We start from the raw sequence: 9,552 nt of genomic DNA, 5'->3' as shown, positions 1-9,552 counted from the left end.
TAAAGAATGGCTTGAAAGCATTCTCTTGCTCAGAGGGTATTGATGCCGCTTATTTGAATGACTATAATTCAAATGGCACAACATTGTCATTCGATTATATGCACGCAAAATTAGCTCTGAGGATATGGACTATATTCTGGAATTAGGTCGCCTTTCGCCAAGTTCGGTAGGTTCTGAACCCTGGAAGTTTTTGGTGCTACAAAATATGACAATCCGTGAAAAAATTGCACCTGTTTCATGGGGCATTAAACACCCAATGAATGAGATGAGCCATTTGGTGGTGATTTTAGCGAAGAAAAACGCCCGTTTTGATAGCGAATTTTTCCGTACTTCGCTTGAAAAAAGAGGCTTAACACCTGAACAAATGAGTGCAACCATTGCTCGCTATAAAACCTTTCAAACTGATGATATTCAAGTGTTAGAAAATGAACGTAGTTTGTTTGACTGGTGTAGTAAGCAAACCTATATTGCGTTGGGTAATATGATGACGGGGGCAGCACTGATTGGTATTGACTCTTGCCCGATTGAAGGTTTTAACTACCCTGAAGTGAACCGCATTTTAGCAGAAGAAGGTTTGTTTGATCCAAATGAATGGGGTGTTTCCTGTATGGTTACTTTTGGTTATCGTGCGAAAGAAATTAAAAAGAAATATCGTAAGCCTGCCGAAGAAGTGATTGAGTGGGTTGAGTAAGTTATATTGCAAAAAACGGTCAAAAATGACTGTTTTTTGCTCATTCTTATCCCACTACTGCCTCACACTCACTAAAATCCGATCCGCAAATTTTCCGATGCTGATACCGAAATTATTTGAACGATTCCAATCCATCAGAGTGCGGAAGTTATTGGTAACTAAAAATGCTCTACCCACTTCTTTATCTGGGCGAACAAGCCAGAGATTCGCATTTTTCATTTTATCCAGTTTTTCAACCTCTTGGTCAGTTGGATAAGCAAGATAAATGCCCCAAGCCTGCCATTCCCTTAGATTTTTAGCTTTATTTTCCTCAAGCCCTGAGAAAGAGAGATCAATAGGATTATTGAATTTTACTTCAACTCCCCATGGCAATTGATTATCCCAGCCAACGGTTGAAAGATAAGAAGCGATGGAAGCAAAAGTATCATATTCATTGTTCCAAATATCTTTTTTGCCATCGTTATCGCCATCAGCTGCATAAGATAAATAAGTAGTTGGCATAAACTGAGTTTGCCCCATTGCTCCCGCCCAAGAGCCTTTCATTTCCGAGCGTTTAAGCGTGCCATTATCCAACATCTTCATAGCATTAACAAACTCTTGAGTAAATAATTTCTCGCGACGCCCATCAAAGGCTAATGTCGCTAACACTGAAAGCACATCGAAATTACCTTGATAATTTCCGAAACTGCTCTCCATCCCCCATAATGCTAAAATGTACTCTTTCTGTACACCAAATTTCTGACTTGCTTTAGTCAGTGGCAAATTGTACTTATACCAACGCTTTACTGCCATATTTACTTTGGTTTTGGTAAGCACTTTGTTGAGATAATTCGTTACGCCATTGGGATTAGCTGATGGCGGTGACATATTAGGATCACGCTTGCGAGCGGCTTGTTCCTGATCTAATTGCACTGCACGAGAATTGTAGTTGATCAATCCTTGCTGATTAAGAAGTTGCTCGGAAACTCCAGCCCCCACAGCTTTTTGTTTGAGGAACTGCACATAGTCATTAAAATTATTCAGTGAACGTGCTTTTGAATATTTTATATCCATCGCTAATGGTGCGTAATGCACGTAATTTTGTTTGTTCGTTGAACAACTCACTAATGCCAGCGTAATAAGTGTTAGCGACATCACACAAACTTTCTTAAATCTCATCTTTTTCTCAAGTTATATATTAACCATACGATTAGGACGAATCACATTATCCGCAGTAATTTCCGCCACGCCCAAAAATTGTTGTGTATTTGAAAAAAGTCGCACAAGTCCATAAATTTGCTCACGATTTTCAAACTTCACTCTTTGACCAAATTTAACCGCTTTAGTTTGCGATTCCGTCAGATTTAATACTGCCAAACTTGCCACTGCAGTATCCATTGGTAATAACAAGCGGTCTAATTCTTGTTGTGGAAAACTCTCCGCCAATAATTGTAATTCTTCAATTGGCATCATTTCTTTAACAGGATAATCTGCCACCGCCAAACGGCGTAGTACGGATACATGTGCACCACAACCCAGCACTTCGCCCAAATCATCCACCAATGTGCGGATATAAGTCCCTTTTGAACAATGCACTTCAAGCGACAAATAAGGAGCGTTGTACTCAATAAATGTTAGCTCAAAAATGGTAATCGGGCGAGCCTCACGCTCTACCGTAATGCCTTGACGTGCATACTCATAAAGCGGTTTGCCATTATGTTTTAATGCCGAAAACATCGTCGGCACTTGTAAAATATCGCCACGGAATTGCGGCAATGCAGCCAAAATATCCGCTTCAAGCACATTCACTTTGCGGGTTTCAACCACTTGCCCTTCTGCGTCAGAAGTATCAGTGCGTTCACCCAATTTTGCAGTTACAAAATAACGTTTATCCGAATCTAGCAAAAATTGAGAAAATTTAGTCGCTTCGCCCAAACAGATCGGTAACATCCCAGTGGCAAGCGGATCTAATGCACCCGTATGTCCTGCTTTGTTGGCACGAAACAGACGCTTGACCTTCTGCATAATATCATTGCTCGACATCCCTTTCGGTTTATCGAGCAAAAACACACCGTGTACATCACGCCCTTTTTTACGCGGTCTAGACACAGTTAACCCTCTTTATGCTTGGCTTCGTCTTCACGAATGACGTTAGAAACGAGGTTAGACATACGCATCCCTTCCACCAACGATTCATCGTAAATAAAGCGTAACTCTGGCACAATACGCAAACGCATCGCCTTACCCACTAAAGAACGGATATATGGGCTAGCTTTCTCCAAACCTTTCATACCTTGATTAATCGCTTCTTGATCGTTATCAAATAAGAAAGTGACAAAAATTTTGGCATATGCCAAATCACGCGACACTTCCACATCCGATACCGTTACCATTCCAATACGAGGGTCTTTCACTTCACGTTGTAAAATCACCGCCACCTCTTTTTTTAACTCTTGGGCAACGCGGTCACTACGTTTAAATTCTCTACTCATGTTTTTGTCCTATTCGTCTTATTTATAAATAAATTGGGTTATTTTACTGGAAATAGCCCAATTTAGCACGTAAAACATATTGAACCAAGCGGTCAAAAAGCGATATAACTTTGCAAAAGACAACAGCATCACTCCCTACACATCCTTAATGTTATGCTATAATTTGACATCCATTCATTTAACAAGAGAACCCAATGCTAACCAATCTCGAACTTGAACAAATCTTAGATACCAAACTAAACGCTAAACAAATTGCCGACTATGCTCCTAATGGTTTACAAGTGGAAGGTCGTAAACATATCCAAAAAATCGTCACGGGTGTTACGGCAACGCTTCCGCTCATTGAGAAAGCCATTAATCTCAATGCAGATGCTATTTTGGTACATCACGGCTACTTTTGGAAAAATGAAACACCTTGCATTCGTGGAATGAAAGGCAAACGTATCAAGCAACTTTTACTTAACGACATTAACCTTTTCGGCTACCATTTACCGCTCGATATTCATCCCCAATTGGGCAATAATGCCCAACTTGCCAACCATTTAGGCTTACATAATCTCGTTGGCTTGGAAGATAAACCGAACTCAATCCCTGTTTATGGTGAGCTTAAAACCCCAATATCTGCTCAAGAAATGGCAGAACGAATTGAAAAAGCCTTAAACCGCAAGCCAACGGTATGCGATGAATTTATCGCTGATTATCCGCACAAGCTCATCAAAACAGTGGCGATCTGCACGGGTGGCGGGCAAGGTTATATTGATTTGGCTGCAGCTAAAGGGATTGATGCTTTTATTACAGGCGAAATTTCAGAACAAACCACACATTCAGCTCGCGAACAAGGCATCTATTTCTTTGCAGCAGGTCACCACGCCACCGAGCGTGATGGCGTAAAAACGCTTGGAGAATGGCTTGCCAAAGAATATCAACTGGATGTCACTTTTGTGGATATTGATAATCCAGCATAAATTTAGTCTTACTTTTTACCTATTCTCTCCCACAAAGGGAGGGAATTATGTATACAGACACAACATTTAATCACGAGATCTTTATGACAAAACAACTCGAACAAATCACACTTCAACCTATCACTCGCATTGAGGGGGAAATCAACTTACCTGGCTCAAAAAGCCTTTCAAACCGTGCTTTGCTGCTTGCTGCATTAGCACAAGGCACCACACAAGTCACAAACTTGCTGGATAGCGATGATATCCGCCATATGCTAAATGCACTCAAAGCGTTGGGCGTAAAATACCAACTTTCGGAAGATAAAACCGTTTGTACCCTTGAAGGCGTTGGCGGAGCATTTGATTGGCAAAATGGCTTATCGCTCTTTTTAGGTAATGCAGGCACAGCGATGCGTCCATTAACCGCTGCACTTTGTTTAAAAGGAAAACACGATGCAGAAGTGATCTTAACAGGCGAACCACGAATGAAAGAACGTCCGATTTTGCACCTTGTTGATGCACTGCAACAAGTGGGGGCTGATGTACGTTATTTAGAAAATATCGGCTACCCACCGATTGCGATCCGTAATAAAGGTTTGCAAGGTGGCAAAGTGAAAATTGATGGTTCGATTTCTAGCCAATTTTTAACCGCATTATTGATGGCAGCCCCACTTGCAGAGGGTGATATGGAGATTGAAATTATTGGTGATCTGGTTTCAAAACCTTACATCGACATCACGCTTGCGATGATGAAAGATTTTGGCGTAACCGTTGAAAACCAACACTACCAAACCTTCTTAGTGAAAGGCAACCAATGTTATATTTCACCAAGCAAATATTTGGTGGAGGGCGATGCATCGTCTGCTTCTTACTTCTTAGCAGCAGGGGCAATTAAAGGCAATGTGAAAGTTACCGGCATTGGTAAAAATTCTATCCAAGGCGACCGCTTGTTTGCTGATGTTTTAGAGAAAATGGGGGCAAAAATCACTTGGGGCGACGATTTTATTCAAGCTAAACAGGGCGATTTACACGGTATTGATATGGATATGAACCATATTCCCGATGCTGCAATGACCATTGCGACTACGGCTCTCTTCGCACAAGGCGAAACTGTTATTCGTAACATCTACAATTGCGCGTAAAAGAGACCGACCGTTTAAACGCAATGGCAACAGAGCTTCGCAAAGTCGGTGCGGAAGTGGAAGAAGGGGAAGATTTCATTCGAATTCAACCGCTTGTACTAGAAAAATTTAAACACGCAGAGATCGCAACTTATAACGACCACCGTATGGCGATGTGTTTCTCACTCATTGCGTTATCCAATACGCCAGTAACGATTTTAGATCCAAAATGCACCGCAAAAACATTCCCAACCTATTTTGCGGAATTGGAGAAATTATCAGTGAGATAATATTCATTACATTTGCATAATTATGCAAATTAAGCTATAACTACTCATAAAATTTGAGAGGAAATCTTTATGCGTAATACTGAATTAGTCCAATGGTTTAGACAATCCACGCCCTATGTGAATATGCATAGAGGAAAAACGTTCGTCATTATGCTAGACGGCAACGCAATTGCCCATTCCAATTTTGTGAGTATTGCCAATGATGTGAGTCTATTACATAGCCTTGGCATCAAGTTAGTAATTGTATTTGGTGGGCGTCTGCAAATTGACGAATTATTAGCACAAAACAACCGCTTGTCGTACTACCACAACCATATTCGTGTGACCGATCCTGACACGCTGGAATATGTTAAGCAAGCTGTGGGCGGCTTACATTACGACATATTCTCCAAACTCTCACTTCGTCTGCCAAACTCTCCCGTACTAAATGTGGTCAGCAGTAACGCAATCTTGGCTCAACCTCTTGGCGTGATTGATGGGGTTGATTTCGGCTTAAGCGGTAAAATTCGTCGCATCAATGTTGAAAGCATTCAGCAACAGCTAGAGCAAGATGCCATTGTTGTCATTGGGCCGATTGCTCCCTCCGTTACGGGCGAGATGTTTAATCTACCCTTTGAAGAAATTGCGACTCAAGTGGCCATTAAACTCAAAGCAGATAAGTTGATTGGATTTTGTGGTGAGCAAGGTTTGCTGGATGAAAAGGGTGAAGTAATTTCTGACATTCATCCACGGGAAGCAAAACGCTACCTCAATAAATTTATTGAAAATGGCGATTACCACAATTCTGCTGCCCGTTTCTTGCAAGCTGCAATCGAAGCCTCGTATTCAGGAATCAAACGCTCGCATTTGTTAAGCTACAAGGAAGATGGCTCGCTCTTGCAAGAACTTTTCTCTCGTGATGGTATCGGTACGCAGCTTTCAGAAGAGAGTTCAGAGCATATCCGTATTGCAACTTCGCACGATATTCCTGGCTTACTCAACCTCATTCGACCGCTTGAAGAGCAAGGTATTTTGGTAAAACGTTCGCGTGAGCAATTGGAGGTTGAAATCAGCCGTTATACCATTATTGAACGCGATGGTATTGTGATTGCTTGTGCGGCACTGAATCCTTATTTAAACGAAAAAATGGCAGAAATGGCGTGTGTAGCTGTGCATCCAGACTACCGTGATTCTTCCCGTGGCGATGTATTATTAGAAGCTATTAAACGCCGTGCTATTCAAATGGGCATTGAAAAACTCTTTGTGCTGACTACTCGCACAACACAATGGTTTCAAGAGCGAGGTTTTGAGATTAAAAGCACAGAAGATTTGCCCGCGTATAAACGTAAACATTATGATCATCAGCGGAAATCTCGGGTTTTAGTACTGGCGTTAACATAATGCTTTCTCTACCCTCATCAAAAACAAACCGCTTGTAACGTCCCTGCTACAAGCGGTTAATTTTTTATTAGAATTTACAATAACTTTATTTCGCCGCCTGCAAAATGGTTTTTAGTTGCAACACACTCGGTGTCACTACAGGCAAAAATGCCCCTTCGCGCCAACGACGGATGAAATCTGAACCTGCATTTTGCAAATAGCCACGACCGCCAGAAGCCTGTAATTCAAGCAATAAACTTGAGGCAACCACATCTACAATTTCAATACGTACATCAAACAAGGCTTTTGGATTGTCGATAAAGAAATTGGATTGATTTAATCCTTCCGCTAAACGGTGCTCTAAATTAGCTAAATTTTGTACCTGTTCATCATATTCTGGTCTTAGCACAGAACGATTATCCACGTAATCCAGTGATTTTTTCACTTCCGCAAGGCTACGTGCTGCCAAACCAAATGCCATTGCACATTGTAAACCTAAGAAAGTTGGGCGCACTTGGGCTAAATATTCCCCCGCATTTTCTGCGATGATCCAATCAGGATCGAGCTCCACGTGATTTAACTCTATCGCCACTGTATTACTGCCTTGCAATGCTACTAGTGATAATTCTTTCGTGCGAGTCACACCATTTGCGTTATACGGTAACACCACAATCACAGGTGGTTTGCTGCCATCTGCATATTCCGCAGCAAAAATTGTGATAAATCCACTCTCTTTTAGATTGGTAATCCACGGCAAGCGACCTTGTAAATAACGTTTTCCGTCTTCTTCTACAATTGTTACTTGTAATTCTTCAATGCCTGAAAGGAATTTCACCGCATTTGATAAGCCCGTGCCACCCGATAATTCGCCATTTAATAAATCATCTAGCCAACGTTCACGCGGCAAGCTATTTTTGCTGCTTAATAAATTTTGGATTAAGGTACGATGCCCCCAAGAGATAAAACCTGCCGTTAAGGAATAAGTAGAAATTTCACGCACCGCTTCAATCGCTTGTTGAAATGAACCACCTTTACCGCCCAATACTTCAGGCACACCAATTTTAAAAATACCTTCTTGTGCCACTCGTTTAAATAACTCATCAGCATATTGATTTGATTGATCAATCTCTGCTGCGTGTTGGTTTAACCATTCAATAAATTCAGTTGATAGATATTTAGCCATAAAATGCCCCTTTAATCGTTAAAAAATGAAGTTGGAGCGATATTAGATAAAAAGCAAACGATTGAGAAATAATAAAAACCTACTTATTATTCATTTTTGTTCTGAAAACTATTAGAACAAAAAATTATAAAGGATTAAGCAAGGATATTTCCCTCATAAGCACTTCTCTTTTATTGTAACACCATCTATAACAACTTTTTAACAAATGATATGGCTCTTACTGTTAATAATATCGCCTTAGGCTACCGCAAAAATGATCAAACTAATGTAATTTTGCAAGATGTCTCTTTTGATGTGCCTGAAAAATCGCTAACTTGCATTCTTGGTCCAAGTGGCGTAGGAAAATCTTCTCTACTCCGCGTTATTGCAGGGTTAGACAAACCACTTGCTGGAAAAATTACGCTCTTCGATAAATTGATTACCGAACCGCAACCCGAAGTTAGCTTTGTGTTTCAATCTGCTAATCTCTTGCCTTGGCTTAATGTACAGCAGAACGTTGCCTTTGGTTTAGATTTCACCTGTCGCAAGCGGTCAAATAAAGCTGAAATTTCGCAAAATGTAGACAATGCCATTGCAGAAGTTGGCTTAACGCACGCCATCAATGCTATGCCACACGAGCTTTCTGGCGGAATGGCTCAACGAGTAAATTTAGCCCGTGCAGTAGCTCGTCAGCCTAAGTTAATTTTGATGGATGAGCCTTTCTCAGCACTTGATCCCATTATTCGCCAACAAATGCAGCTGATGACACGAGAGATTATCGACCACCATCACACCAGCGTGGTGATGATTACCCACGATATTGACGAAGCCCTTGCGATTGCTGATCAGGTTATTCTGCTTGGTAACCGCCCTGCCAATATTGTTGGGCGTTGGGATATTGTCAGCGCTTATCCACGCGAGAATTTATTACTACTTAATGAAATTCGTGTTGATATTCTAAAAACGTTACAACGAAACGAAAATAACAAAAAACAAGAGCAAACTGTTGAATTTGTGATTTAGTAAAAGAATAAACAAGGAATAAAAAATGAACAGTCGTCGCGATTTTCTAAAACTTCTCAGTCTGTTTAGCTTTGCAGGAAGTGCACCGCTTTTGCAGGCACAAGAGCTAAAACGAACTAATCAGCCCGAACAACCTGTCCGCATTGGCTATTTACCGATTACGGATGCCACTCCTCTGCTTGTCGCTCACGCTCAAAAATTGTTTGAGAAACAGGGCATCAAAGCCGAAAAACCTATAATGTTTCGCAGTTGGTCGCAACTGGTAGAAGCTTTTTTAAGTGGTGAAGTAAATCTAGTCCATCTACTTTCACCGATGTCACTCTGGCTAAAATATGCCGCAAATGCACCTGTGAAAGCGGTTATGTGGAATCACTTAGCAGGTTCCGCACTTACCGTGCAACCGCAGATTGAACGAATTTCTGATCTTGGTGGAAAAACTGTTGCTATTCCGTTTTGGTATTCTATCCATAATATTGTGGTGCAACAGCTGT

The 9,552-nt window shown here is 41.1% G+C and carries 8 protein-coding genes and 2 pseudogenes; 6 read left to right on the top strand and 4 right to left on the bottom strand.

The annotated features are described in order from the left end of the window. Positions 1–100: 100 nt before the first annotated feature. Positions 101–691 (top strand): annotated as a pseudogene (locus KH943_RS07450) (NAD(P)H-dependent oxidoreductase); the annotation flags it as partial. A 54-nt stretch (positions 692–745) separates the two neighbouring features. On the opposite strand, the gene KH943_RS07445 reads toward KH943_RS07450, so the two are convergent. From KH943_RS07445 to rbfA, 3 genes are read right to left on the bottom strand one after another with little or no spacing between them, the layout of a single operon-like run. After that, entirely contained in the window at positions 746–1,849 is a 1,104-nt protein-coding gene (locus KH943_RS07445) for a lytic murein transglycosylase (RefSeq protein ID WP_304109620.1), read from the bottom strand. Positions 1,850–1,861: 12 nt separating this feature from the next. Next, entirely contained in the window at positions 1,862–2,779 is a 918-nt protein-coding gene (gene truB / locus KH943_RS07440; RefSeq protein ID WP_304109618.1) for a tRNA pseudouridine(55) synthase TruB, read from the bottom strand. Positions 2,780–2,781: 2 nt separating this feature from the next. Beyond that, the gene (gene rbfA, locus KH943_RS07435) at positions 2,782–3,162 is read right to left on the bottom strand and encodes a 30S ribosome-binding factor RbfA (protein ID WP_005705552.1); all 381 of its coding nucleotides are present in this window, start codon (positions 3,160–3,162) and stop codon (positions 2,782–2,784) included. A 194-nt stretch (positions 3,163–3,356) separates the two neighbouring features. Here rbfA and KH943_RS07430 point away from each other — a divergent pair, with 194 nt between their 5' ends. From KH943_RS07430 to argA, 3 genes and pseudogenes are all read left to right on the top strand, one after another. After that, positions 3,357–4,127 (top strand): Nif3-like dinuclear metal center hexameric protein, encoded by a 771-nt coding sequence (locus KH943_RS07430; protein WP_304109614.1) that lies wholly within the window; start codon positions 3,357–3,359, stop codon positions 4,125–4,127. Between the two features lie 83 nt (positions 4,128–4,210). After that, positions 4,211–5,517: pseudogene (gene aroA, locus KH943_RS07425) on the top strand (3-phosphoshikimate 1-carboxyvinyltransferase). Positions 5,518–5,586: 69 nt separating this feature from the next. Then, positions 5,587–6,897, top strand: a complete 1,311-nt coding sequence (gene argA / locus KH943_RS07420; RefSeq protein ID WP_304109612.1) for an amino-acid N-acetyltransferase — start codon at positions 5,587–5,589, stop codon at positions 6,895–6,897. Between the two features lie 85 nt (positions 6,898–6,982). Here argA and KH943_RS07415 read toward each other — a convergent pair whose 3' ends face one another. Further along, positions 6,983–8,059 carry an acyl-CoA dehydrogenase family protein gene (locus KH943_RS07415; RefSeq protein ID WP_304109610.1) on the bottom strand — a complete coding sequence of 359 codons (1,077 nt, stop codon included), beginning with the start codon at positions 8,057–8,059 and terminating at the stop codon, positions 6,983–6,985. Positions 8,060–8,269: 210 nt separating this feature from the next. Here KH943_RS07415 and KH943_RS07410 point away from each other — a divergent pair, with 210 nt between their 5' ends. Further along, positions 8,270–9,061 (top strand): ABC transporter ATP-binding protein, encoded by a 792-nt coding sequence (locus KH943_RS07410; RefSeq protein WP_304109608.1) that lies wholly within the window; start codon positions 8,270–8,272, stop codon positions 9,059–9,061. Positions 9,062–9,086: 25 nt separating this feature from the next. Further along, a partial coding sequence (locus tag KH943_RS07405; protein ID WP_304109606.1) for an ABC transporter substrate-binding protein occupies positions 9,087–9,552 on the top strand: 466 nt, incomplete at its 3' end.

Source organism: Haemophilus parahaemolyticus (genome assembly GCF_018373095.1).
GTDB classification, from domain to species: Bacteria; Pseudomonadota; Gammaproteobacteria; order Enterobacterales; family Pasteurellaceae; genus Haemophilus_A; species Haemophilus_A parahaemolyticus_A.
This window is presented reverse-complemented; position numbering and strand designations above follow the sequence as displayed.